This is a genomic window from Luteimonas flava (assembly GCF_036584485.1).
GTDB classification, from domain to species: domain Bacteria; phylum Pseudomonadota; class Gammaproteobacteria; order Xanthomonadales; family Xanthomonadaceae; genus Luteimonas; species Luteimonas flava.
This window is the reverse complement of the sequence record NZ_JAZHBM010000003.1, coordinates 791,681-816,861: the sequence shown is the minus strand read 5'-3', so window position 1 is coordinate 816,861 and position 25,181 is coordinate 791,681. Positions and strand designations below refer to the sequence as shown.

Below are 25,181 nucleotides of genomic sequence, written 5' to 3'. Positions count from 1 at the left end.
AACTTGAATCTTCCCCAAACGCCAAACTGTGACCCGATACTCCTCCCGGGCAATCCGTGCCGTCAAGCGTTGCGGCGCGGATTCGACAGTCCGGCATCGAATATGCCTAAGGGCCTAGCCACTTACGTCAGAATCGAATATTCCGGATTAGATTCCAGCCACATCCAACTGATTTTTATAGGATTTGGCTATTCAGTTAGACGCACTGAAACGTCAGAGAATTCTGAAAAAACCGCGTCATGACGGGCTTGCGGACGCCTGCGAGGCCCCGAACGCAGATCGGGCCGGGAGACTGTTCCGTCTCCCGGCCCGACCGGTTTTTGCGAAAAGTGACGCAGTGCGTCACGTCATCCGAGATGCCGCCTCGCGTTCCGGAACATCCGCAGCCACGGGCTGTCTTCCGGCCAATCGGCCGGCGCCCAGCTCAGGTTGGCCGTGCGCGGGGTGCGCTCTGGGTGCGGCATCAGGATCGTCGCCCGGCCGTCGAGCGACGCGAGGCCGGCGATGGCATCCTGGGAGCCGTTCGGATTCGCCGGGTAGCCCATGGCCTGCCCGTTGCCGTCGACGTAGCGCAAGGCCACGGTCGCTGCGATCCGGTCGGCATCGTCGTCGAACTGCACGCGACCTTCGCCGTGGGCGATCGCCACCGGAATCCGCGAACCGGCCATGCCGGTGAAGAACAGCGACGGCGATTCTTCGACCTCGAGCAGGCCGAAGCGCGCCTCGAACTGCTCGCTGCGATTGCGCAGCAGGCGCGGCCAGTGCTGGGCGCCGGGGATGATCGGCTTGAGCTGCGACAGCATCTGGCAGCCGTTGCAGACACCGAGCGAGAACGTATCGCCGCGCGCGAAGAAGCGTTCGAACGCCGCACGCAGCTCGGCGGTCTCCAGGACCGACGTCGCCCAACCGCGGCCCGCGCCGAGCACGTCACCGTAGCTGAAACCGCCGCAGGCCACGAGGCCCTGCATCGTTGCCAGATCCACCCGGCCGGCGATCAGGTCGCTCATGTGCACGTCGACCGCGGTGAAACCGGCGCGATCGAAGGCCGAGGCCATTTCGATCTGACCATTGACGCCCTGCTCGCGCAGCACCGCGACCTTCGGTCGTGCGCCGGTCGAGATGTACGGCGCCGCGACATCCTCCGACGGGTCGAAGGTCAGGACCGGACGCATCGCCGGCGCATCGAAGCGGCGCGCGTTTGCGCGCTCTTCCTCGGCGCACTCCGGGTTGTCGCGCAACGCCTGCATCGCATGCGTCACCGACCACCAGGCGTCGAACAGCGTTTCCCACTTCCACTCGGCCAGCACGTCCTCGCCGTCGAGCACGCGGATCGCATTGGCGGTCGTCGGGCGGGCGATGCGCTGGGCGCATTCGATCAGGCCGTGACGCGCGACGAGATCGGCGAATTCGGCGCGGTCCTCGGCGGAGATCTGCACCACCGCGCCCAGCTCTTCCGAGAACAGTGTGCGCAGCGCGTCGCGGCTGCGGTCGTCTCCCCAGCCTTCGAGATCGATGTCGAGGCCGAGATGCGCGGTGAACGCCATTTCGCAGAGCGCGGCGAACGCGCCGCCGTCGGAGCGGTCGTGATAGGCCATCAGCAGACCGGCCTCACGCGCTTCGCAGATCAGTTCGAAGAACGCTTTCAGGCGCTCGGGTTCGTCGACATCCGGCACCGCGCCGCCGAAGCCTTCGAAACACTGCGACAGCACCGAACCACCGAGACGCTGCTTGCCGGCGCCCAGGCCGATCAGCCACAGCTCGGTATCGGGCTCGCGGCTGAGCAGCGGGGTAAGCTGCGTGCGCACGTCCGGCACCGGCGCGAACGCGGTGACCACCAGTGAGACCGGCGAGACGACCTTGTGCGCGGCGCCGTCGGCCTGCCACTGCGCCTGCATCGACAGCGAATCCTTGCCGACCGGAATCGACAGGTCGATCTCGGGGCACAGCTCCATCGCGACCGCATGCACGGCGTCGAACAGGCGCGCGTCCTCGCCGGCGTGTCCGGCCGCGGCCATCCAGTTCGCCGACAGCTTGACCCGGTGCAGGGTCTCGACCGGCGCGGCGCACAGATTGGTGATCGCCTCGCCCACGGCCATGCGCGCGGCGGCGGCGGAATCGATCAGCGCCAGCGGGCTGCGCTCGCCGATCGCCATCGCCTCGCCCGTGAAGCCTTCGAACCCGGACAGCGTGATCGCGCAATCGGCGACCGGCAGCTGCCACGGGCCGACCATCTGGTCGCGTGCGGTCAGGCCGCCGACGCTGCGGTCGCCGATCGTGACCAGGAAGGACTTCGACGCGACGGTCGGATGCGCGAGCACGCGCAGACCGGCTTCGTGCAGATCGACGGCGCGGCTGTTGAGCGCCGGCCAGCGATGCGGCGTGGTGCGCGCGGTGTCGCGATGCATCTTCGGCGGCTTGCCGAACAGCACGTCCATCGGCAGATCGATGGGCCAGTCATGGCCGCTGCCGATCGTCTCGGGTGTCGCACCATGGCCGACCGTCAGATGTTCTTCGGCCGTCGCCACGCCGACGATCGCGACCGGGCAGCGCTCGCGCGCACAGATCGCTTCGAATTCCTCGACGCGGTCCTGCGGAATGCCGAGGACGTAGCGTTCCTGCGATTCGTTGCACCACAGCTGCATCGGCGACAGCGACGGATCGTCGCTGGGCACGCGGTCGAGATCGATGATGCCGCCGACGTCGGAGTCGTGCAGCAGTTCGGGAATCGCGTTCGACAGACCACCCGCGCCGACGTCGTGGAACCACAGGATCGGGTTGCGCTCGCCCAGCGCCACGCAGCGGTCGATGACCTCCTGCACGCGGCGCTCCATCTCCGGGTTGTCGCGCTGCACGGAGGCGAAATCGAGATCCTCGGCGCTTTCGCCCGAGGCCACCGAACTCGCCGCGCCGCCGCCCAGCCCGATCAGCATCGCCGGACCGCCGAGCACGACCACCGCATCACCCGCCGACAGCGTCTTCTTCTCGACCATCGCGCGATCGATCGCGCCCAGGCCGCCGGCCAGCATGATCGGCTTGTCGTAGCCGCGCACCAGACCGTCGTCGCCTTCGGGCAGTTCGAAACTGCGGAAGTACCCGAGCAGGTTCGGGCGGCCGAACTCGTTGTTGAACGCGGCGCCGCCGAGCGGGCCGTCGAGCATGATCTCCAGCGCCGGCGCCATGCGCGGATTCAGCGCGCGCGGCGCTTCCCACGGCTGCGGCAGCGTCGGAATGCGCAGGTGCGAGACCGAGAAACCGGTCAGGCCGGCCTTGGGCTTGCCGCCGCGGCCGGTCGCGCCCTCGTCGCGGATTTCGCCGCCGGCCCCGGTGGCCGCGCCCGCGAACGGCGAGATCGCGGTCGGATGGTTGTGGGTCTCGACCTTGATGCAGAACGCGCTGTCGATCAGCGGCTCGCTGCGGTACTCGAACGACACCGGATCGGGCCGGAAGCGGCGCGCCGGATAGCCTTCGACGACCGCGGCGTTGTCGCTGTAGGCCGACAGCGTGTGCTCGGGCGTGCTCGCGTGCGTGTGGCGGATCATGCCGAACAGCGATTGCGCGCGACCGTTGCGCTGCATGTCCTCGCCGTCGATGGTCCACGACGCGTTGAAGATCTTGTGTCGGCAATGCTCGGAGTTCGCCTGCGCGAACATCATCAGCTCGACGTCGGCCGGGTCGCGACCCAGCGCGCCGAAGCGCTCGCGCAGGTAGGCGATCTCGTCGTCGGCCAGTGCCAGGCCGAGGCGGCGGTTGGCGGCGTCGAGATCGTCGAGCGCGATGCGTTCGAGCGCGCCGCGCGCGGGCGCCGCGAACAGCGCATCGGCGGCGTCCACGTCGCCCAGCAGCGACTGCGTCATCGGGTCGTGCAGCAGCTTCGAGACCGCCGCCTGCGTGGCCGCGTCGTCCGGCCAGCCGGTCAGATCCAGACGCAGGCCGCGTTCGACGCGATGCACCGGCAGGCCGGCGCCGCGCAGCAGCTCGGTCGACTTGCTGGCCCACGGCGAAATCGTGCCCAGCCGGGGCGAGACGACGCGCGAAACCGCGCCACCGACGCGCGCCGGTGCGGGACCGGCATCGACCTCGAGGATGCGTCGCAGCGTGGCGTCGTCGGGCGACTGCCCGGCCTCGGCTTCGACGAAGTAGACATGCCAGGCACCGGCGACGGAAAGCGCGGGCGACACCGACTGCAGACGTGCTTCAAGCCGTTCGCGGCGGAACGGCGACAGGGCCTGCTGGCCCTCGAGGACGATCATGTCCGGGGAAACCGTATTTCAGGGCCGGTCATTGTAGCCAATGGCCGCGCCCGCCGCCCCAACGATCGCTGTGCGCGGGGCGTGTTGCCTCAGCGGCTGCCGCCCGCGGCCTCGCCATCGAGGCGCTGCAGCGCTTCGAGCAGCTGGTCCGGCGGCATGTAGCCCGGCATCTGGGTGCCGTCGGCGGCGATGATCATCGGCGTACCGGTCAGGCCGGCGCGCTGGCCGAGCGCGTAATGCGCGGCGACCGGGTTCTCGCAGGCTTTCGAATCGACACGGCGGCCGGCCTTGGCATCGGTGAGCGCTTTCTTGCGGTCGGCCGCGCACCAGACCGATTCCATCAGGCGGAAATCATCGCTACCCGGGCCCATGCGCGGGTACGCGAGGTACTCGATCGCGATGCCGCGCTTGTTGTACTCGGCGATCTCCTCGTGCAGGCGACGGCAGTAGCCGCACTCGACGTCGGTGAAGACCGAGACCGTGTACTTCGGATTGGCCGGCGCGAAGATGATGCGCTGGTCTTCCGGCACCTCTGACAACAGGCGCTGGCGCAGCTTCGACAGGCCGGCCTGGCTCAGGTCACGCTTCTCGCGCGCATCGAACAGGCTGCCCTGCAGCACGTAGCGGCCGTCGTTGCTGACGTAGAGCACCTGGCCGGAGACCACGACTTCCTGGAAGCCCGGCAGCGCGGCATCGGAGACGCTCTCGATGGACACGCGCGGATTGATCGACAGGATCGCGTCGCGGGCCTCGGCAGCGGGCGAGCCTGCCGGCGCTTCGATCGCGGCCGGTGCCGGCGTGGCGGGCGTCGCGGCCGCGGCGGTGTCGGACGCACCCGGGTTCTGGGCACAGGCGGACAGGCTGAAGGCGCCGAGCAGCGCGAACACGTATCGCTTCATCGAATCTGACGACCAAGAGCGGGGGCGATCCCGGGGGCGGCCATTCTGGCATGAAGGGATGGGGCGGGCTTCGGGCGGCTTGAAGCGGGGCTGGGGGCGTTCATGGTGGGGGCGGGTGGTGGCTTGGCGGGCCAGGCCTGGTGATGGACGCCCCGGTGTGTCGCGTTCGACCGCCCAGCAACGTGGAGTCGTTCTGCTTCGTAGGATGGGTAGAGCGAGGCGAACCCCATCGCTCGTGGTTCGCGTGGCGGGTTCGCTGCGATCTGCAGCCCTCACCCCAACCCCTCTCCCAGGGGAGAGGGGCTTTGACATCCGGCGTCTTGGCGAACGACGTCTCTGATCTGGTGCGGGCCATCTACGCGCGAACTGCGTGCAACCGAAGTAGCACGCTCAGTCAGCCACCTGATCGACTCGCAAGAACAAGCGTTGTATCCGCACGGTCTTGATCGAACTGCCGCAGGCCATTCGCTTCACCGCACGCCCGGCCCGGCGAAGCACGCCGGGCGTTCGGCGCACCCGCGCGGTCGGAATCGGAGATCTATCGGCTTTTCGTTTCATCGCACGCCCGGCCCGGCGAAGCACGCCGGGCGTTCGGCGCACCCGCGCGGCAGTGCCGCGCAAACGGGTGCACCTCACCCCCTCGGATGATGCGTGGCGTGCAGCCGCTTGAGCTGTTCGCGCGCGACCAGCGTGTAGATCTGCGTCGTCGACAACGAGCTGTGGCCCAGCAGCATCTGCAGCGCGCGCAGGTCGGCACCGTGGTTGAGCAGATGGGTGGCGAAGCTGTGCCGCAGGCCATGTGGGCTGATACGCGCGGGATCGATGCCGGCCGCGGCGGCGTGGCGTTTCACGAGCACCCAGAACTGCTGCCGGCTCATCGCCGTGCGGCGCGCGGTCAGGAACAACGGCGTGTCACCGGCGGCATCGCGGGCCGGGCCCTTGCCGCCGGCGAGCGTCGGACGTGCGTCGTCGAGGTAACGCTGCAGCCAGTGCTGCGCCTCCTCGCCCAGCGGCACGAGACGCGTGCGCTCGCCCTTGCCGGTCACGCGCAGCGCGCCCTGGCGCAGGTTGACGCCGTTGGCCGGCAGGCCGACCAGTTCGCTGACGCGCAGCCCGCAGGCATACATCAGTTCGAGCATCGTGCGGTCGCGCAGACCGTCGACGCTGGCGGTGTCCGGCACGCCGAGCAACGCGTCGATCTCGGACTCGCCCAGCGCCTTCGGCAGTGAGCGCGGCAGCTTGGGTGGATCGAGCAACGCGGTGGGATCGTCGACGCGTCCATGCCGGCGCTGACGATGCGCGAAGAACGCGCGCAGCGCGGACAGCAGGCGGGCATTGCTGCGCGGCGACCAGCCGTGACGGGTGCGCCAGGCGAGATGTTCGAACAGGGCCACGCGGTCCGCGTGCGCGATGCCTCCATCGCGTCCGTCGCGCCAGCGCGCGAGCCCTTCGAGATCGCGCCGGTACGCGGCCGCGGTCTGGTTCGCGATGCCGTGCTCGGCCCAGAACGCATCGAGGAATCCTTCGATGTCGCGGCGGTCCTCGTCGCGCAGCGGTGGCAGTGCGACCGCAAGGGCGCGGCGTTCGGCAGGCGTGGTCGTGGTGCTGCGGCTGGACATCGACGACAGCTTAGACGCTCGACGCTGCCGCTATGCTTCGGCGATGCCCGACGCCTCGACGCCCCCCATCTCCCCGTCCCGCCCGTGGATCGGCTGGCGCCTGCTGGCGCTGGTCTACGACCTGTGGCCGGCGCTCGCCCTGTGGCTGCTGCTGTCGGCGGCGTTCACGGCCGCCTTCACCTTTCTGGACCATCACGATGCGCACGAGAACATCGCGCCGCTGAGCGGCCTGCAGCTCACCTTGTGGGCCGCGTGCTGGCTGGTGACCGGTCTGTATGCCGTCGTCAGCTGGCGCAATGGCGGGCAGACGCTGGGGATGCGGCCGTGGCGTTTGCGCGTGCGCGCGATGGACGGCGGGCGGGCGTCGACGCGGTCGCTGTGGGTGCGCTTCGTTGTGGCGACACTCTCGCTGCTCGCCGGAGGACTTGGATTCTGGTGGGCGTGGGTCGATCGCGAGCGGCTGACCTGGCACGACCGGGCGAGCGGGACGCGGATGGTGCGGGAAGCGAAGCAGGGGTTTGGAGGCGGTTGATTCGTCGCGCTTGAGCCGGGGATCTACAACCAGGCTGCCAAGTGGGGCCCGGGAAGTCAGGGTGTCGCGTTCACGCCTGTCGTCATCCCGGCGCACGCCCGGATCCAGTGACGTGCATCACCCACGACGTCGTCTGCGTTCTCACCGCAAAGGCGACATCGTTTTCAGCAGCCGACTGAAGAAGTGCCGGACGCGTGGCGCGCGCAGAGCCCAGTCACTGGATCCCGGCCTGCGCCGGGATGACGGCGTTCGGGCTGGTCGGGGCAGCCATCAGCCGTTGAGTCTCGTCCGGCCTTACGACGCATTCGGCGCCGCGCGCGCCGCACGTCGACGTTCTACTGGCGGTCTGCTTCATCGCCCGCCTGGCCTCGCGAAGCACGCGAGGCGCTCGCTGCCGCGCGCCGCATGTCGAAATATTATCGGCGATCTGCTTCATCGCCCGTCCGGCCCGGCGAAGCACGCCGGGCGTTCGCCGCACCCGCGCGGCAGTGCCGCGCAAGCGGGTGCGCCTCACCCACTCCGGCGACGGAAGAGGGTCCAGGAAATGATCAGCATCACGACAGGCGGCACGAGATAGGCCAGCCGGTAGTCGATGCGGTACACGGCGGCGAGTTTCACGATCTGGGTCTGGCCGAGCCAGAAGCCCAGGGCGAAGACCACGCCGATGAAGAGACGCTTGCCGGCGTTGCCGCTGCGCAAGGAACCGAACGCGAACGGGATCGCGGCCAGGCACAGCGCCAGCACGTTGAGCGGATAGAACCAGCGGCCCCAGTAATGCTCTTCGAATTCGCTGGCGTCGAGCTGGTTGCGGTGCCGGTACTCGATGCCCGCACGCAGTTCGCTCGCCGGCATGTAGCGCGGGCGCCAGATGTTGCTGGCACTGGCGGCGAGCGTGGTGGCGTCGAGTTGCGACTCCCAGTGTTCCTCCAGCGCCTCGGTGCGGGTCACCGCGCGCGGTTCGAACCAGGTGCGCTGGACGTTGCGCAGCAGCCAGCCGTCGACGCCGTGTTCGGCCGTCTTGGCGTGCGCCACCGATTCCAGACGGCCGTCGCTGGCGAACTCGAACAGGCGCACGTCCTGCAGCTGGATCCGGGCGCCGGCGCCGTCGCTGATCTCGGTGCCGTTCTGCGCGTTGAGGAAGGTGTCGCCTTCGCGTGCCCACAGGCCGGAATAACGGCCGACGATCATGTCGCTCGAACGTGCGGCCGACTTCATGCTGTCGGCGTTGCGCTGGGCCATCGGGCCGAGGGTTTCGCCGTTGAGCACCATCACCGCGGTCAACACCAGCAGCGGCAGTGCGACCGACACGCTCAGGCGGGTGCGCGACAGGCCCACGGCGCGCATCGCGATGAGTTCCGAGGTCGCCGCGAGCTGCCCCAGACCCATCAGCGAACCGATGACGGCCGCCGTCGGGAACATCACGTAGGCGCGACGCGGCAGCGTCTGCAGGATGTAGGTCAGGGCGCCGAAATAGGTGTAGTCGCCCTGCCCCACGGCGCCGATCTCGCTGACACCCGCCATGAGCGCGTCGAGACCGACCAGCACCACCCAGGTCGCCATCACCATCACGGTGACGACCTTGGCGACGTACAGATCATGGATGCGCAACAGGGTCTTCATTTCGCGCGCCTCCACTTGGGCGCGGTCACCCGGCCATCGGTGAAGTACATCCACGCCGCGAAGCCGAGCAGCGGCAGCACTAGCCACCACAGGCCCAGCAGCACCGGAATGCGCCCCTCGGCGACCCAGTCCTTGCCGAGCATCATCAGGTTCATGCCCATCACGTAGGCGAGGAAGCCGGTCATCATCCGGCCGTAGCGCGCCTGCCGCGGCGGGCTGCGGGCCAGCGGCACCGCCAGCAGCGCGAACGCCAGCGTCAGCAGCACCGGCGCGAGGCGATAGTGCAGTTCGGCATGCGCTCCGGGGCGCGCGTCGCCGAACAGCGAGAACGTCGGCTGCAGCTCGGGATCATCGCCATCGGCGCGCGACTCCACCGCCGGCAGGCGCAATTCGTTGCTGGCGTAGCGCATCAACCGGTAGTCGAGGCCGGCATCGAGCGGACCTTCGACACGGAAGCCCTCATCGAGGCGAAGGAAGCGCTCGGTGCCGTCGATGCTCAGTGCGCCGGTCAGCGACGTGGTGACGTCCATGCGGCCCTCGTCCTGGCGATAGACGAACACGCGGCCGAGCTTGCTGCCGTCGTCCGACATCGCGTTGACGTAGACCACGCCGCCACCGCCGGGGAACTCGACGAAGCGGCCGGCCTCCAGACCGGTCACCAGCAGGCTGCGCTGTCCGGCCTCGATCATCTGCTGCGAGTAGTCGCGCGCCCACGGGCCCAGCCACAGCGAGCAGGCGCCGATCACCAGCAGCATCGGCCCGACCACCAGCGACAGCGGCCGCAGCAGGCGTCGCGGCCCGATGCCCACCGAGGTCAGCACCGGCATTTCCGAATCGCGGTACAGACGGCCGAAGCCCAGCATCAGGCCGAGCATCAGGCCCAGCGGCAGGATCAGCGGCATGTAGCTGATCACCGACAGGCCCAACTGGGCCAGCATCAGCTTGGCCGGCACCCGGCCGCGGGCGATGTCGCTCAGCACGTCCGCGAACACGCCGCCCAGGCTCACGATCAGCAGCACCACGAGGGCGGCGAACGTGGACTGGGCCAACTCGCGGGACAGGTATCGGTCGAGCTTCGACATCGTGTGCGGGGGCTTTGCTTTAGACTTGGGGGTTCGTCCAGCCGCGCCACCACGGCGCTTCTGCAGCGGCAAGCCTGACTGGGCGCCGCGCGCTGGACCGTGAAGTGTACCGATCACCCCATGGAATCTGGTTGATGACCCTCGAATTCACCCTGAACCAAGCGTCCCCCGCCACCCTGTCCAGCGACTGCCTCGTCATTGGCGTCTTCGCTGACGGCCCGCTGGCCGGCGCTGCTGCCGCGATCGACACCGCCAGCGGCGGTCGTCTGTCCACCCTTGCCACGCGTGGCGATCTGTCCGGCAAGGCCGGTCGTACCAGCCTGCTGCACGACCTGCCGGGCGTCACCGCGCCGCGCGTGCTGGCGATCGGTCTGGGCGAGCGCGCCAAGTTCGGCGTGCCGCAATACCTCAAGGCGGTTGCCGATGCCGTGCGCGCGCTGCGCGACGGCAACAGCACGAGCGCTGCGATCGCGCTGGCTGACCTCGACGTCGCCGGCCGCGACACCGCGTGGAAGATCCGCCAGGCAGTGGTCGCCGCCGACCATGCCGCGTATCGCTACGTGGCCACGCTGGGCGCCAAGAACAAGAAGCGCGAGCCCGACACGCTGACCGCGATCGCGATCGTCGGTGACGACGCCGATGCGCTGGCGCAGGGCAAGGCGATCGCCGCGGGCGTGAAGTTCGCCCGCGAGCTCGGCAACCTGCCGCCGAACATCTGCAACCCGGCGTATCTCGGCGAGCAGGCGCAGACCTTCGCGTCGCGCTTCGACAAGGCCTCGTGCGAAGTCCTCGACGAAACCCAGATGGAAGCGCTGGGCATGGGCTCGCTGCTCGCCGTGGCGCGCGGTTCGGCCAACCGTCCGCATCTGGTCGTGCTGAGCTGGAAGAACGGCGGTGACGCCAAGCCCTTCGTGCTGGTCGGCAAGGGCATCACCTTCGATACCGGCGGCGTCAACCTCAAGACGCAGGGCGGCATCGAGGAAATGAAGTTCGACATGTGCGGCGCGGCGACGGTCATGGGCACGTTCGTGTCCGCGGTCGGCCTTGATCTGCCGATCAACCTGCACGTGATCGTGCCGGCGGTGGAGAACGGCATCGACGGCGATGCGTATCGCCCGTCGGACGTCATCACCAGCATGTCGGGCAAGACCATCGAAGTCGGCAACACCGACGCCGAAGGCCGCCTGATCCTGTGCGACGCGCTGACCTACGCCGAACGTTTCGAGCCGGCCGCACTGGTCGACGTGGCGACCTTGACCGGCGCCTGCATGATCGCGCTGGGCACGCAGGCCACCGGCCTGATGAGCAAGCACGACGATCTGGCCGCCGAACTGCTGGCCGCCGGCGAGCACGTGTTCGACCGCGCCTGGCGTCTGCCGTTGTGGGACGAATACCAGTCGATGCTCGATTCCAACTTCGCCGACGTCTACAACATCGGCGGTCGCTGGGGCGGCGCGATCACCGCGGGCTGCTTCCTGTCGCGCTTCACCGAAGGTCAGCGCTGGGCGCATCTCGACATCGCCGGCAGTGCCAGCGGCAGCGGCAAGATGGCCTATGCCACCGGCCGCCCGGTCGGTCTGCTGAGCCAGTGGCTCATGGACCAGGTCGACTGACCGGTCCGGGCCTTGCGGGGATGCGGCGTCGCGCCGCGTCTCCGGTTCCGGCCCGACCGCCACCGCCATGGCCCGCGCCGACTTCTACCTGATCGCCAAGCCGCGCTTCCGCGAGGAACCGCTGCGCCTGGTGTGCGAACTGGTCCGCAAATCCTATGCGGCCGAACTCTGGACGCTGATCCTCGCCCGCGACGCCGAACAGGCCGAAGCGCTCGACGATCTGCTGTGGGACATGGGCGAGGACGCCTACATCCCGCACCAGATCGCCGGCATGGACGAGGAGGACGACGACACCCCGGTCCTCATCGCCACGCCCGACTTCGACGCGCCGATGCGCGCGCTGGTCATCAATCTGCGCGACGAAGTGGCGCCGCCGGGTTTCGAGCGCGTGCTCGAAGTGGTGCCGGCCGACGACTCGGCCCGCGAACCGCTGCGCGAGCGCTGGAAGCAGTACAAGGCCGCCGGCCTCGATCTCGCCAAGCACGACATGTGAGACGCGGTAACGGGTGATTGGTGATTGGTGATTCGAAAGAGCACTGGGCCGATCGCTTGATGCCGCTTCGCGTTTCCAATCCCGAATTACGAATCACCCATCACGGCCCTCCCCATGTCCCTCGCCCAAAGCTACGACCCCGGTACCTTCGAAGCCCGCCTGTACGCGGAATGGGAGAAGAGCGGCGTCTTCCAGCCGCAGGGAGACGGCCCGGCCTACACGATCCTGCTGCCGCCGCCGAACGTCACCGGCACGCTGCACATGGGTCACGCCTTCCAGCACACGCTGCAGGACGCGCTGACCCGCTATCACCGCATGCTGGGGCATCGCACGCTGTGGCAGATGGGCACCGACCACGCCGGCATCGCGACCGAGATGGTGGTCTCGCGCAACCTCGCGCTCGAAGGCAAGGGCGAAACCCGCGACTCGCTGGGCCGTGACGGCTTCATCGAGAAGGTGTGGGAGTGGAAGGGCCAGTCCGGCGACACGATCGAACGCCAGATGCGTCGCCTCGGCGCGTCGGGTGACTGGTCGCGCAAGACCTTCACCATGGATCCGCTGCCCTCGCAGGCGGTCGTCGAAGCCTTCGTGCGCCTGCACGAGGAAGGCCTGATCTATCGCGGCCAGCGCCTGGTCAACTGGGACCCGGTGCTCAAGACCGCGATCTCGGATCTGGAAGTCGTCAGCGAAGAAGAAGACGGTTCGCTGTGGTCGATCCGCTATCCGCTCGCCGATGGCGCCAGTTACGAACACGTCGAAGTCGATGCCGACGGCAACGAGACGCTGCGCGAGACGCGCGACTATCTCGTCGTCGCGACGACGCGCCCGGAAACCATGCTCGGCGACACCGCGGCGATGGTGCATCCGGACGACGCGCGCTATGCGCACCTGATCGGCCAGTCGGTCGTGCTGCCACTGACCGGTCGCATCATCCCGGTCATCGGCGACGGCTACGTCGACCGCGCGTTCGGCACCGGCGTGGTCAAGGTCACGCCCGCGCACGACTTCAACGATTACCAGGTCGGCCAGCGCCACGACCTGCCGATGATCAACCTGTTCACGCCGGACGCCGCGGTCAACGAGAACGCACCCGAGCAGTACCGCGGTCTCGATCGCTTCGACGCGCGCAAGGCCGTGCTCGCCGATCTGGAAGCCGGCGGTTTCCTCGTCGATACCAAGCCGCACAAGTTGCAGGTCCCGCGCGGCGACCGCACCGGCCAGGTCATCGAGCCGTATCTGACCGACCAGTGGTTCGTCGCGATGGACGGCTTCGCAAAGCGCGGCATGGATCTCGTCCAGAGCGGCGACGTGAAGTTCGTCCCACCGAACTGGACCAGCACCTATCGCCACTGGATGGAGAACATCCAGGACTGGTGCATCAGCCGCCAGCTGTGGTGGGGCCACCGCATTCCGGCGTGGTACGACGCTGACGGACGCGCCTACGTCGGCCGCGATGAAGCCGAGGCGCGTGCACGCAACGGACTCGGCGCCGATGTCGTGCTGACCCAGGACACCGACGTGCTCGAGACCTGGTTCTCGTCGGGCCTGTGGCCGATCAACACGATGGGCTGGCCGGACAAGGCGGCGATGGCCGAGCGCGGCTTCGACCACTTCGTGCCGTCGAGCGTGCTCGTCACCGGGTTCGACATCATCTTCTTCTGGGTCGCCCGGATGATCATGCTGACCGATCACCTGACCGGCCAGGTGCCGTTCCGTGATGTCTACATGACCGGCCTGGTGCGCGACCGCGACGGCCAGAAGATGTCGAAGTCGAAGGGCAACGTGCTCGATCCGCTCGACATCATCGACGGCATCAGCATCGAAGACCTGGTTGCCAAGCGCACCACCGGGCTGATGAAGCCCAAGGACGCGCCGAAGATCGAGAAGGCGACGCGCAAGGAATTCCCGGACGGCATCATCGCCCACGGCGCCGACCCGCTGCGCTTCACGATGGCCGCGCTGGCCGGTCCGGGCCGCGACATCAAGTTCGATCTCGGCCGCGCCGAGGGCTACAAGAATTTCTGCAACAAGCTGTGGAACGCGACGCGTTTCGTGCTGATGAACACCGAAGGCTTCAGCGCCGAGGGTGCGCCCGAGCCGACGACCGACGCCGAGAAGTGGATCCTCGCGCGCCTGGCGACGACCGCCGATGACGCGCGCGCACACTTCACCAGCTACCGCTTCGACCTGCTCGCGCAGACGCTGTACGAGTTCGCATGGAACGACTTCTGCGACTGGTTCGTCGAGCTCGCCAAGCCGGCGCTGCTCGGCGACGACGCCGCAGCTGCGGACAGCACCCGTCACACGCTGCTGCACGTGCTCGAATCGCTGCTGCGTCTGCTGCATCCGCTGATCCCGTTCGTCACCGAGGAACTGTGGCGCCAGGTCGCACCGCGCGTCGGCATCACGGACGCGACGATTTCGCTGCGGCCCTACCCGGCGCCCGACCGCGACCTGATCACGCATTGCGCGCAGGCCACAACCGACGTCGAATGGCTCAAGCAGATGGTCACCGCGCTGCGCCGCGTGCGCAGCGAATTGGGCGTGTCGCCGGGCAAGCAGGTGCCGTTGCTGGTGCAGGTCGGCAGCGACGCCTCGCGCGCGCGGCTACAGTGCTTCGATTCGCAGCTGAAGTTCCTCAACCGGCTCGAGCGCATCGACAGCGTCGACGGCGACCCGCCGCCGGCCGCGACCGGTCTGGTCGGTGACGTGAAGCTGTTCGTGCCGCTGGAAGGCCTGGTCGATCTGGACGCCGAGCGCGCGCGCCTCGACAAGGAAATCGCCCGCGTGCTGTCGGAGAAGGAAAAGAGCGCCGCGAAGATCGCGAAGTTCAGCGACAAGGTGCCGGCGGCCGTCGTCGACCAGGAACGTCAGCGCCTCGTCGACTGGACCGCGCAGCACGACGCCCTCGCCGCGCAGCGCGCGCGGCTCTGAGGCATCACGCCGGCGCACGCACGCGCCGGCGTTCGACTGCTGGACATGTGGCCGCGCAGCGCGCGTCCTGACGAAGCGTTGCCGGCCGGCCGCCTACAATCGGCCTCCCCCACGCACGTCGATCACATGTCCAGTTCCGATCGCACTCCCCATGTCGTCATCGTCGGCGGCGGTTTCGCCGGCCTCTGGGCCACGCGTGCGCTGGCACGCGATCCGGTGCGCATCACCCTCGTCGATCGCGGCAACCATCATCTGTTCCAGCCGCTGCTCTACCAGGTGGCGACCGCAGGCCTGTCGGCGCCGGACATCGCCGCGCCGCTGCGGCACATCCTGCGCAGCCAGGACAACGTCGAGGTGCGTCTGGCCGAAGTGCAGGGCATCGACACCGCCGCGAAGACGCTCGCGCTCGCCGAGGGCACCGCCCTCGCCTTCGACACGCTGGTGCTCGCCGCCGGCGCGACCCATGCCTACTTCGGCAACGACCACTGGGCCGCGTATGCGCCGGGGCTGAAGACGCTCGACGATGCGCTGCTGCTGCGGCGCAAGCTGCTGCTCGCCTTCGAGCGCGCCGAGGCCGAAACGGACCCCGAGAAGCGCGCCGCGTGGCTCAGCTTCGCCGTCGTCGGCGGTGGCCCGACCGGCGTCGAACTCGCCGGCACACTGGCCGAGATCGCCCGTCACACGCTGCGCAGCGAGTTCCGCAACATCGATCCGGCGCTGGCAAAGGTGCGCCTGGTCGAAGCCGGACCGCGCGTGGTGTCGTCGTTCCCGGACGATCTGTCGGACAAGGCGCGTCGCCAGCTGCAGAAGCTCGGAGTCGAGGTGCAGACCGGCACGCCGGTCGCCGACATCGATGCCGACGGTTACCGCCTCGGCGATCAGCGCGTCGCCGCGAAGACGGTGATCTGGGCCGCGGGCGTTGCGGCGTCGCCGCTCGGCGCCCTGCTCGATGCGCCGCGCGACCGTGCGGGGCGCGTGCAGGTCGATCCCGATCTGCGCGTGCCGGGCCACCCCGACATCTACGTCGCCGGCGATCTCGCCGCGATCCAGAGCGCGGGCCAGCCTGTGCCGGGCGTCGCGCCGGCCGCCAAGCAGATGGGCCGGCACGTCGCGGCCGGCATCCGCGCGCGTCTGCGTGGGCAGACGACGACGCCGTTCGCCTACCGCGACTTCGGCAACCTCGCGACGATCGGGCGCATGGCCGCGGTCGTCCATTTCGGCCGGCTGAAACTGTCGGGCGCGCTCGCCTGGTGGTTCTGGCTGATCGCCCACGTGTTCTTCCTGATCGGCTTCCGCAACCGCGTGGTCGTGCTGCTCAACTGGACCATGGCGTACTGGAGCTACCAGCGCGCGGCGCGGATCATCTTCGGCCCGCCCGTCGATGCCGAGCCGGTCACACCGCCGGATCGTGAAGGACCCGATGCCCCGCGCATCGGCTAGCATGGCCGCGCGCCCACCCACGCCGGATCTGCAGCCGGGCTGAGTCGCTCCCTCCCACGTTCCGGCGTTCCCGCGCATGCTCGAAATCTCGACCCACAACTTCTGGATCGCGCTCGCGGTCACCACCGCGGCCGGCCTGGCGACCGGGCTCGGCAGCCTGCTGGTGCTGTTCTCCAAGCAGCCCAACGCGCGCCTGCTGTCCTTCGGTCTGGCGTTCGCCGCCGGCGCGATGGTCTACGTGTCGCTGACCGAGATCCTCGACAAGTCGATCCTCGCCTTCACCAATGCCTACGGCGCGCAGCTCGGCTTCACCTGGGGCACGCTGTCGTTCCTCGGCGGCGTGCTCTTCATCGTCTCGATCGATCGACTGGTGCCCAACCCGCACGAGCGACTGGAAGTCGACGATCCCTACTTTCGCGAGCACAACACCAGTTACATCAAGCGCGTCGGCCTGCTGACCGCGGTCGCGATCACCGCGCACAATTTCCCCGAAGGCCTGGCGACGTTCTTCGCCACGCTGGAAAACCCGGGCGTCGGCCTGCCGCTCGCATTCGCGATCGCGATCCACAACATCCCCGAAGGCATCGCGATCGCGGTGCCGGTGTACTTCGCCACCAACAACAAGCTCTACGCCTTCATCGCCTGCCTGCTGTCGGGCCTGGCCGAACCGATCGGCGCGCTGATCGGCTATGCGGTACTGCGGCCGTTCCTATCCGAACCGGTGTTCGGCATCGTCTTCGGCCTGATCGCCGGCGTCATGGTGTTCCTCGCTCTCGACGAACTGCTGCCCGCCGCCAAGCGCTACGCCAAGGGACACGAGACGGTCTACGGCCTCGTCTCCGGCATGGCCGCACTGGCGATCAGCCTGGTGCTGTTCAAGTGGTGAGTGCGCGCCGCGCCTGGCGCGCCTAGACATCGCAAACAGAAACGGCCCGCTTGCGCGGGCCGTTTCGGATGTCGCATTCGAGCCGGGGATCAGGCCGCGAACAGCGCCTTCATCTTCTTCAGCGCGTTGGCTTCGACCTGGCGGATGCGTTCGGCGGACACGCCGTACTCGTCAGCCAGTTCCTGCAACGTCACCTTGTGCTCGTCGTCGAGCCAGCGGCGGCTGATGATGTCGCGCGAACGGGCATCCAGCGTGGCCATGCCTTCGCGCAGCAGATCCAGCTTGCTGCCCTCGCTGTCGCGACGCTCGTAGGCCTGCGCGGGATCTTCATCCTGCGCGACGAGGTAGGCGACCGGCGCCGGCGGCGCGTTGTCGTCGTCCTCGCCTGCGGGCGCGTCGAAGCCGATGTCGCGACCGGACAGGCGCGACTCCATCTCGAGCACTTCGCGCTCGGACACGTTCAGATCGGCAGCGACCGCACGGACCTCGCTCGCATTGAGCCAGCCCAGACGCTTCTTGCTCTTGCGCAGGTTGAAGAACAGCTTGCGCTGCGCCTTGGTCGTGGCGACCTTCACGATGCGCCAGTTCTTCAGGATGAACTCGTGCATCTCGGCACGGATCCAGTGCACCGCAAAGCTCACCAGGCGCACGCCCACGTCGGGGTCGAAACGCTTGACCGCCTTCATCAGGCCGATGTTGCCTTCTTGGATCAGATCGCCCAGCGGCAGGCCGTAGCCGTTGTAGCCGCGGGCGACGTGCACGACGAAGCGCAGGTGCGAGTGCACCAGTTCGCGCGCGGCGTCGAGATCATCGTCGTCGCGGTAACGCTGCGCGAGTGCCTGCTCGTCTTCGACCGACAGCACCGGGATCTGGTGCACGGCGCCGATGTAGGCATCCAGCGAACCAAGCGGGTTGAGGGTCGGAAGGCTGTTGGCAACCAGGGCGTGGGACATGGTCTGCGTGCTCATGGGGAGGGATGTTAGCAGTCGATACATCTGACTGCTAAGACGCACAGGAGTTCCCGAACGTTCCATTCACAGAACGACGGCGGGATTTTCGTTGACTTCTGTTCACGGTCGAGAATGTGATACTTCCAGGTCGTGCGTTGACGTCGTGGAGCAAGTCTGCGGATCAGGCCGCTAACCTCGCATGAAAACCGCCGCATTCAGGTCCAAGCGGCGGCGCAACGGATCGTCTCGCGCGCCGCATCGAGCTCGGGCGTCTCGACGACGATCCGGGTCCGCCGATCCAACGTGCAGCCCAGGCCCAACTCGAGCAGCGTCGCGTGGGCGGCCCGCAGGCCCGCGCTCAAGGCCGCATCGAGCACCCCTTCGGCACCGGCCGCCTCCAGCAGCAGGGGCGTTGCGCGCGGTGCGAGCAAGGCGGGCCGCGTCGCCGCCTCGCGCAGCACGATCCATTGCAGCAGGAATTCCAGATCGACCAGGCCGCCCCTGCCCTGCTTGAGGTCGAAGCGGTCCCCGACGCTGCGGTCGAGCTCGGCGCGCATGCGCCGGCGCATCGACAGCACGTCTTCGTGCAACTTTGCCGGATCACGCGGCTTCGCCAGGATGTCGCGGCGGACGTCTTCGAACGCGGCCGCCATCTCGTCATGCCCGGCCACGAAGCGTGCACGCACCAGCGCCTGGTGTTCCCAGGTCCAGGCCCGCTCGCGCTGGTACTCGGCGTAGCTGGCCAGCGACGAGACCAGCAGCCCCTTGCCGCCGTCCGGGCGGAGGCGCACGTCGACGTCGTAGAGGCGGCCGCCGCCGGTCACGGTGCCCAGCAGCGCGACGATCTTCTGCCCCAGCCGCGCGGCCCAGCGCTGTGCATCGAGCGGGCGCGCACCGGTGGACTGTGCATCGGCGGGCGCGTCGTAGAGGAACACGAGGTCGAGATCGGAACCGAAGCCGAGTTCCTCGCCGCCGAGGCTGCCGTAGCCGATCACCGCGAACCGCGCATCGGGCAGCGCGCCATGCGTGGATTCGAGATCGCGCATCGCCAGCGCGAGCACGGTGTCCACCACCGCGTCGGCCAGCCACGCGAGCTGGCGCGTGGCGTCCTGTCCGGACTGGCGTCCGTCGAGTGTCGCGAGCGCGATGCGGAAGCTCAGCTGCTGGCGGGTCTCGTTGAGATCCAGCAGGCCGGCTTCGAGATCCGGCTGCCGCAGCGCACGCGCGCAGGACTGGGCCATCTCGCCACGCTGCAGGAGTGGCCCTTCATCGCGCGTGTCGAGCAGTTCGTCGAGCAGCAGCGGATGCGCGGCGAGCCGTTCGGCGAGAAAGGCGCTGCGCGTGACCACGTCGACCAGACGCGCCAGCGCGGCCGGGCGTTCGTCGAGCAAAGCCAGATAACTCGCGCGTCGCAGGATGTTGTGCAGCAGGGCGAGCAGGCGGCGGATCGCCTGCAGCGGACGGTCCGCGGGCGCGGAGGCCTGCAGCAGCACCGGCATCAGCCGGTCCAGCCGCGTGCGCGCGCTGTCGGACAGATCGCGCACGCTCGGCGAACGCGCGAAATCGCGCAGCGCGGCGTCGACTTCGGCGCTGTCGGTAAAGCCGGCGGCGTCGAGCACCGCGCGCTCGCCGCCTTCGGGCAGCGCACGCCAGTAGCCGGCGATATCGTCATCCGTCTCGACCGCCCGCTGCTGGCTGCGCACGGCGAACAGCGCATCGAACTCCTGCGCGACCGACGCGCGCACGGCGCGCAGCGCATCGACGAGCGCGTCCCAGTCGGCGTATCCGAGGCCGCGCGCGATCCGCAGGCGGTCCAGCGGATCGGCGGGCAGCCTGTGCGTCTGTGCATCGCGCAGCATCTGCAGCCGGTTCTCCAGCTGCCGCAGGAATCGATACGCGCGTTGCAGCAAGCCCAGCGTGTCCGTATCGATCTGCGCGTGTGCGTGCAACGCCTCGAGCGTGGGCAACAGGCGCCGGTCGCGCAGCGCCGGCTCGCGGCCGCCGCGGATCAGCTGCAGGGCCTGGGCGAGGAATTCGATCTCGCGGATGCCGCCGTCGCCGCGCTTGATGTCGTCGGACAGTTCCTTGCGCGCGACCTCGGCCGCGATCATCGCCTTCATCTGGCGCAGGCCGTCGAGCGCGCCGTAATCGAGATAGCGGCGATAGATGAAGGGCCGCAGCTGCGACAGGAACCGCTCGCCGGCCTCGATGTCGCCCGCGACCGGCCGCGCCTTCTGCCAGGCGTAACGCTCCCAGTCGCGGCCTTCGTGCTGGAAGTACTGTTCCATCGCCGCGAAGCTCAACGCGATGCGTCCGGCATTGCCGAACGGACGCAGACGCAGATCGACGCGATGGCTGAAACCGTCGGCGGTGTTCTCGTCGAGCAGCTTCGCGAGCTGCTGGCCCAGCCGGGTGAAGTAGTCCTCGGCCGCGAGTGCGCGCGCACCGTCGCTCTCGCCCGCGGTCGCGAAGCCGTAGATCAGATCGATGTCGGAACTGAAATTGAGTTCCCCGCCGCCCAGCTTGCCGAGGCCGAACACGACCAGTCGCACGACATTCCCGTCGGCATCGCGCACCTGGCCGTAGCGCTGGGCGAACTCGGCTTCCAGCGCGTCGAGCGCAAGCGTCAGGCAGGTGTCCGCTAGCGCCGTGCTGCCGGCGAGCGTCGCGTCGACATCGTCGAGACCATGCACATCGCGCCACACCAGCCGCGCCGAAGACGCCGTGCGATAACGACGCAACAATGCCGGCCATTCGCTGCGATTGCCTGCGTCGAGCGTCGGTGACGCGATGCCGTGTTGCGCGTCGTCTTCCAAAAGTTGGGCGAGCACCTCCGGCTGACGCTGCAACACATCGAGCGCGAAATCGCTGGCGAGCGCGACCGGGCGGATGCGCGCGATGGCATCGGCATCGCTGCGGATGGTGTCCGGCAGCCGCGCGATCAGGCGGTCGATCTGGGCGTCGATTTCGGGCGGCAACGATGCGTCAGGCATCCGCGGATTGTCGCATCGCGATGCGGATATCGCGCCCAGACGCGTGGCGTTCCGGGATGCCCCGCAAAAACATCAGGCAAAAAAAAGCCCGCGACCGGTAAACCGGTTGCGGGCCTTGCTCCCTCCCCCACGTCGGGTGCAGGGCGATAGTGAAAGAGTCGTTACCGCTTTGCACGCTGCATTGCAAAACGATACCGGCGGGTTCAAAAAATCGCCCGGAGCGATTTTTGAGGTCACGAAGCGACGGCCCAGCGGGTGGCTGCCATGGATGGCGGCCACAAAAACCTGCCGCCTGCTCAGGGTCTTGGGCCGCGTCGCAGGTCGCGCAGGATCTCGCGCGCGGCGTTGCGTCCGGGCAGACCGGTGACACCGCCGCCCGGGTGCGAGCCCGAGCCGCACAAATACAGACCACCCAGTGCGCCGCGGTAATTCCCTTGCCCGAGCACGGGTCGAGCGCTGAACAGCTGATCCGGGCCCAGCGCGCCGTGGAAGATGTCGCCGCCGATGAGGCCGAGCCGGCGTTCAAGATCCAGGGGCGTCAGTGCGTCATAGCCGAGCACGCTGCGCGCGAAGTTCGGCGCCTGCGCATCCACGGTGTCGATCATCAGTTTCGCCACGGTGTCGCGATGCGCGTCCCAGCCGCCGTCGGCCTCTTCGACCACCGGATTGACGTGCTGGCAGAACAGGCTGGCGACGTGCTGGCCGGGCGGCGCGAGGCTGTCGTCGAGCGTGGACGAGATCACCAGTTCCACGACCGGCGCACGCGCCCAGCCGGGATTGTGTTCGCGCGATTTCGCATCGAAGTACGCGCGCTCGAAATAGCCGAGCGAATCGCCGATCAGAATGCCGCTCTGATGATGCGGTTGCAGCGTCGTGCCCGGCGCTGCGCGGAAATCCGGCAGTTCCGACAGCGCGACATTCATGCGGAACGTGCCGGAGCCGCAGCGGTAGCGGCGGATGCGCGCGGTGGTGTCCTCGTCGAGATGTTCGGACGCGACCAGACGCGTGTAGAGCAGCTTGGGATTGAGGTTGGACGCGATCACGCCTGCGCGCAGTGTGCGCCCGTCGGCGAGTGCGACACCGACCGCGCGACCGCCTTCGACCAGCACCTGCGCGACCTCCGCATCAGTGTCGATCACGACGCCACGCGCGCGGCATTCGGTCGCGATCGCCTCGCTGATCGCGCCCATGCCACCGATCGCGTGGCCCCACACACCGCTCTTGCCGTTGACCTCGCCGAACACGTGGTGCAGCAATACATAGGCCGAGCCCGGCGTGTAAGGACTGGCGAAATTGCCGACGATCGAATCCCAGCCCAGCGCCGCCTTCAGCGGTGCGCACTCGAACCAGTCGTCGAGCAGTTCGCCAGCGGATTTCGAGAACAGATCGAGCAGGTCGCGGCGGCCGCGCATGTCGAGCGATTTCAGCTGCCGCGCGACGGTCAGCGAGTTGAGCCAGTCGGCGAGCACGAAGCGGTCGCTGACGTTGGGCGGCGTGGCGTGCAGCAACGCGCGCAGCACGACGACGACGCGGTCGAGCATCGCGTAGTACTCCGGCAGACGCGCGGCATCGCGTGGCGACCAGCGCGCGAGCTCGGCCGCGCCATCCGGGCCCCCGAGCCGGAATGCACGGCCGTCCGGCAACGGCAGAAAATTCGAGTACGGCCGCTCGACCACACGCAGGCCGTGCTGCGCCAGCCGCAGATCCGCGATCACCTTCGGGTTGAGCAGGCTGACGGTGTAGCTCGCGAGCGAGTTGCGAAAGCCGGGATGGAATTCCTCGGTGACGGCCGCGCCCCCGACGACGCCGCGGCGCTCCAGCACGCGCACGCGCAAGCCCGCGCCGGCCAGATACGCCGCGCAGACCAGTCCGTTGTGGCCGCCGCCGACGACCAGCACATCGCAGTCGTCGCGGCGGCCGCTCATGCGTGCCGGGCCAGCGTGGACTGCACGAGATCGGCCAGCGTCGACGCGGCCTGCGGGCGACCGAGCGCGGCGGACGCACGCGCGGCATCGGGCAACACGGTCGGCGATGCGAACGCCTCGGCGAGCAACGTCGACAGATGCTCGGGCGTGAGTTCGGGTTCGGGCACGCACCAGCCGATACCGGCCGCGGCCAGCGTTTCGGCATTGCGGCGCTGCTCGTCGCGTGAGCCGCCCGCGGGAATCGGCACCAGCACCGCAGGACGGCCGACCGTCAGCAGATCCGCGGCCGTGGTCGCGCCGGCGCGGGTGATCACCAGATGCGCATCGCGCAGCCGCGCGCCCATGTCGTCGAAGAACGGACGCACGGTCGCGTCGATGCCGGCCTCGCGCAAGGTGCGTTCGATCTGGTCGGTCGCGTCGCCCTTGTATTGCAGCGAGACCTGCAGACGTTGGCGGATCGATCCGGGCAGTTGCAGAAGCGCCGGCGGCACGACATCGCCGAACACGCGCGCGCTCTGGCTGCCGCCGACGACGAGCAGGCGCAGAGGCGACGTCGCGTCGAGCACCGGATAGTCACCGCGCGCATCGAGGATCGCCTGGCGTACCGGATTACCGGTGTCGACGATGCGCGCGGCGTCGAAGCCGTCGAGACCCGCGGTGGCCGGGAACGACGTCGCCACGCCATCGGCGAAGCGCAGCAGTTTGCGGTTGGCCATGCTCAGGCGCGCGCCCTGCTCGTGCAGCAGCAGCGGCAGCGCACGGCTCTTGGCCGCCAGCGCCGGCGCGAAGCTCGGATAGCCACCGAACCCGACCAGCAGACGCACGCCGCGACGGCGCATGTCGGCGCGTGCCTGCGCCGTCGCCCGCAGGATCGTCAGGCCGGCGGCCAGCTTGCCCGACAGCCCGCCTTCGAGGCTGCGCGCCGGCAATACGAGGTGGTCGAGTCCCGCCAGTGCCTGCGTATACGCGGCGCCGCGGCGCTCGGTGTAGATCACCACCGGATGTCCGCGGCGCTGCAGCTCGCGCGCCAGCGCCTCGGCCGGGAACAGATGTCCGCCGGTGCCGCCTGCGGCGCAGGCGATGGTGGGGAGCGTTGCGGGAGACACGTGCGACATGGACAACCTGGGGGATCACGACAGCGCACGACTATAGCCAGTGCGCCCGGCGCGTTCACGCCCGCGCGCGGCGCTCAGTCGTCCAGGGTGCGGGTCATGAAGGTGCTGAAGGGATCGTCGACGTAATCGCCGAACGGACCGCAGGGCGCGAAGCCGTGGCGCGCGTACAGCGCATGCGCCGGGGCGAACGCGGCGGCGGTGCCGGTTTCCAGGCTCAGCCGCCGCCAGCCCTGCGCGCGGGCCTTGGCCATCAGGTGCGCGAGCATCGCGGCGGCCACGCCCTGGCGCAGATGCGCGGCGTCGGTGCGCATCGACTTGAGTTCGCCATGCCCGTCGCCGAGATCCTTCAGCGCGCCGCAGCCCGCCAGCGCATCGCCGCGCCAGGCGCCCCAGAACGACACGCCCGGCGCACGCAGGCCGGACAGATCCAGCGCGTGGATGCTTTCGGGCGGCGAGTGCAGGGCCATCGCATCGAGATGCGCCTGCAGCAGCGCGATGACGCGTGGATCGTCGAGGCCACCGGCGCGGATCTCCAGCATCGGCGCGGGCGCCTGCAACCAGGCCAGCTTGCGCGCACGCGGCTGGCGCTTGAGTTGCCACTCGGCGCGCGACGCACTGGCGCGATCGGGATAGACGCGGCTGGCGAGGATGCACACCGGCGGGTTGCCGCGCGTGTACTTCGCGCCGCGGCCTGCCGCGTGGGCCTTGAACCGCGCGTCGAGATCATTGGTGATGCCGGCATACCAGCTGCCGTTGCGGCATTCGAGCAGATACAGGTGCCAGGGCGACGGTGCGGTCATCGCACCGATTATCCACACGCGCGCGGCGCT

Annotated in this window: 17 protein-coding genes and 1 pseudogene; 6 read left to right on the top strand and 12 right to left on the bottom strand. The window is 68.7% G+C overall.

All coding sequences use genetic code 11. The features are described 5' to 3' along the window. Window positions 1–347 precede the first annotated feature (347 nt). The 3 genes from purL to xerD all read right to left on the bottom strand — a co-directional run bounded on the left by purL (window position 348) and on the right by xerD (window position 6,768). A complete protein-coding gene (gene purL, locus V3391_RS16175) occupies window positions 348–4,250 on the bottom strand; it encodes a phosphoribosylformylglycinamidine synthase (protein WP_332079458.1) in 3,903 nt (1,300 codons plus the stop codon). 89 nt (window positions 4,251–4,339) lie between these two features. Next, complete coding sequence (locus tag V3391_RS16170; protein WP_332079457.1) at window positions 4,340–5,149, bottom strand: DsbC family protein; 810 nt, start codon at window positions 5,147–5,149, stop codon at window positions 4,340–4,342. Between the two features lie 632 nt (window positions 5,150–5,781). Further along, window positions 5,782–6,768, bottom strand: a complete 987-nt coding sequence (gene xerD, locus V3391_RS16165; RefSeq protein ID WP_332079456.1) for a site-specific tyrosine recombinase XerD — start codon at window positions 6,766–6,768, stop codon at window positions 5,782–5,784. Between the two features lie 43 nt (window positions 6,769–6,811). Here xerD and V3391_RS16160 point away from each other — a divergent pair, with 43 nt between their 5' ends. Continuing rightward, on the top strand, window positions 6,812–7,300 hold the full coding sequence (locus V3391_RS16160) for an RDD family protein (RefSeq protein WP_332079717.1): 489 nt from the start codon (window positions 6,812–6,814) through the stop codon (window positions 7,298–7,300). Window positions 7,301–7,514: 214 nt separating this feature from the next. On the opposite strand, the gene V3391_RS16155 is transcribed toward V3391_RS16160, so the two are convergent. From V3391_RS16155 to lptF, 3 genes are all read right to left on the bottom strand, one after another. Beyond that, the gene (locus tag V3391_RS16155) at window positions 7,515–7,736 is read right to left on the bottom strand and encodes a hypothetical protein (protein WP_332079455.1); all 222 of its coding nucleotides are present in this window, start codon (window positions 7,734–7,736) and stop codon (window positions 7,515–7,517) included. A 74-nt stretch (window positions 7,737–7,810) separates the two neighbouring features. Next, entirely contained in the window at window positions 7,811–8,974 is a 1,164-nt protein-coding gene (gene lptG, locus V3391_RS16150; protein WP_425497277.1) for an LPS export ABC transporter permease LptG, read from the bottom strand. Further along, the gene (gene lptF / locus V3391_RS16145; protein ID WP_332079453.1) at window positions 8,917–10,002 is read right to left on the bottom strand and encodes an LPS export ABC transporter permease LptF; all 1,086 of its coding nucleotides are present in this window, start codon (window positions 10,000–10,002) and stop codon (window positions 8,917–8,919) included. The genes lptG and lptF overlap by 58 nt, the downstream gene beginning before the upstream one ends. A gap of 134 nt (window positions 10,003–10,136) precedes the next feature. Here lptF and V3391_RS16140 point away from each other — a divergent pair, with 134 nt between their 5' ends. The 5 genes from V3391_RS16140 to zupT all read left to right on the top strand — a co-directional run bounded on the left by V3391_RS16140 (window position 10,137) and on the right by zupT (window position 17,368). Next, window positions 10,137–11,615, top strand: coding sequence for a leucyl aminopeptidase (locus V3391_RS16140; protein ID WP_332079452.1), 1,479 nt, complete (start codon window positions 10,137–10,139; stop codon window positions 11,613–11,615). A gap of 67 nt (window positions 11,616–11,682) precedes the next feature. Continuing rightward, on the top strand, window positions 11,683–12,108 hold the full coding sequence (locus V3391_RS16135; RefSeq protein ID WP_332079451.1) for a DNA polymerase III subunit chi: 426 nt from the start codon (window positions 11,683–11,685) through the stop codon (window positions 12,106–12,108). 114 nt (window positions 12,109–12,222) lie between these two features. Next, window positions 12,223–15,042, top strand: a complete 2,820-nt coding sequence (locus V3391_RS16130; RefSeq protein WP_332079450.1) for a valine--tRNA ligase — start codon at window positions 12,223–12,225, stop codon at window positions 15,040–15,042. A gap of 126 nt (window positions 15,043–15,168) precedes the next feature. Then, window positions 15,169–16,482 carry an NAD(P)/FAD-dependent oxidoreductase gene (locus V3391_RS16125; RefSeq protein WP_332079449.1) on the top strand — a complete coding sequence of 438 codons (1,314 nt, stop codon included), beginning with the start codon at window positions 15,169–15,171 and terminating at the stop codon, window positions 16,480–16,482. Between the two features lie 76 nt (window positions 16,483–16,558). Next, window positions 16,559–17,368: a zinc transporter ZupT gene (gene zupT, locus V3391_RS16120; protein WP_332079448.1), complete on the top strand. Its 810-nt coding sequence runs from the start codon at window positions 16,559–16,561 to the stop codon at window positions 17,366–17,368. Between the two features lie 89 nt (window positions 17,369–17,457). Here the strand turns inward: zupT and rpoH are convergent, their stop codons facing one another. From rpoH to V3391_RS16090, 6 genes and pseudogenes are all read right to left on the bottom strand, one after another. After that, window positions 17,458–18,336 (bottom strand): RNA polymerase sigma factor RpoH, encoded by an 879-nt coding sequence (gene rpoH / locus V3391_RS16115; RefSeq protein WP_232134244.1) that lies wholly within the window; start codon window positions 18,334–18,336, stop codon window positions 17,458–17,460. Window positions 18,337–18,533: 197 nt separating this feature from the next. Continuing rightward, complete coding sequence (gene glnE / locus V3391_RS16110) at window positions 18,534–21,311, bottom strand: bifunctional [glutamate--ammonia ligase]-adenylyl-L-tyrosine phosphorylase/[glutamate--ammonia-ligase] adenylyltransferase (protein ID WP_332079447.1); 2,778 nt, start codon at window positions 21,309–21,311, stop codon at window positions 18,534–18,536. A 296-nt stretch (window positions 21,312–21,607) separates the two neighbouring features. Beyond that, the gene (locus tag V3391_RS16105) at window positions 21,608–23,236 is read right to left on the bottom strand and encodes a phytoene desaturase family protein (protein ID WP_332079446.1); all 1,629 of its coding nucleotides are present in this window, start codon (window positions 23,234–23,236) and stop codon (window positions 21,608–21,610) included. Beyond that, window positions 23,233–24,351 (bottom strand): UDP-N-acetylglucosamine--N-acetylmuramyl-(pentapeptide) pyrophosphoryl-undecaprenol N-acetylglucosamine transferase, encoded by a 1,119-nt coding sequence (locus V3391_RS16100; RefSeq protein WP_332079445.1) that lies wholly within the window; start codon window positions 24,349–24,351, stop codon window positions 23,233–23,235. Before V3391_RS16100 ends, V3391_RS16105 begins: the two co-directional genes overlap by 4 nt. A 74-nt stretch (window positions 24,352–24,425) precedes the next feature. Further along, a complete protein-coding gene (locus V3391_RS16095; RefSeq protein WP_336657431.1) occupies window positions 24,426–24,917 on the bottom strand; it encodes a GNAT family N-acetyltransferase in 492 nt (163 codons plus the stop codon). Continuing rightward, window positions 24,900–25,151: pseudogene (locus V3391_RS16090) on the bottom strand (GIY-YIG nuclease family protein); the annotation flags it as partial. The gene V3391_RS16095 and the pseudogene V3391_RS16090, both read right to left, overlap by 18 nt. Between the last annotated feature and the right edge of the window lie 30 nt (window positions 25,152–25,181).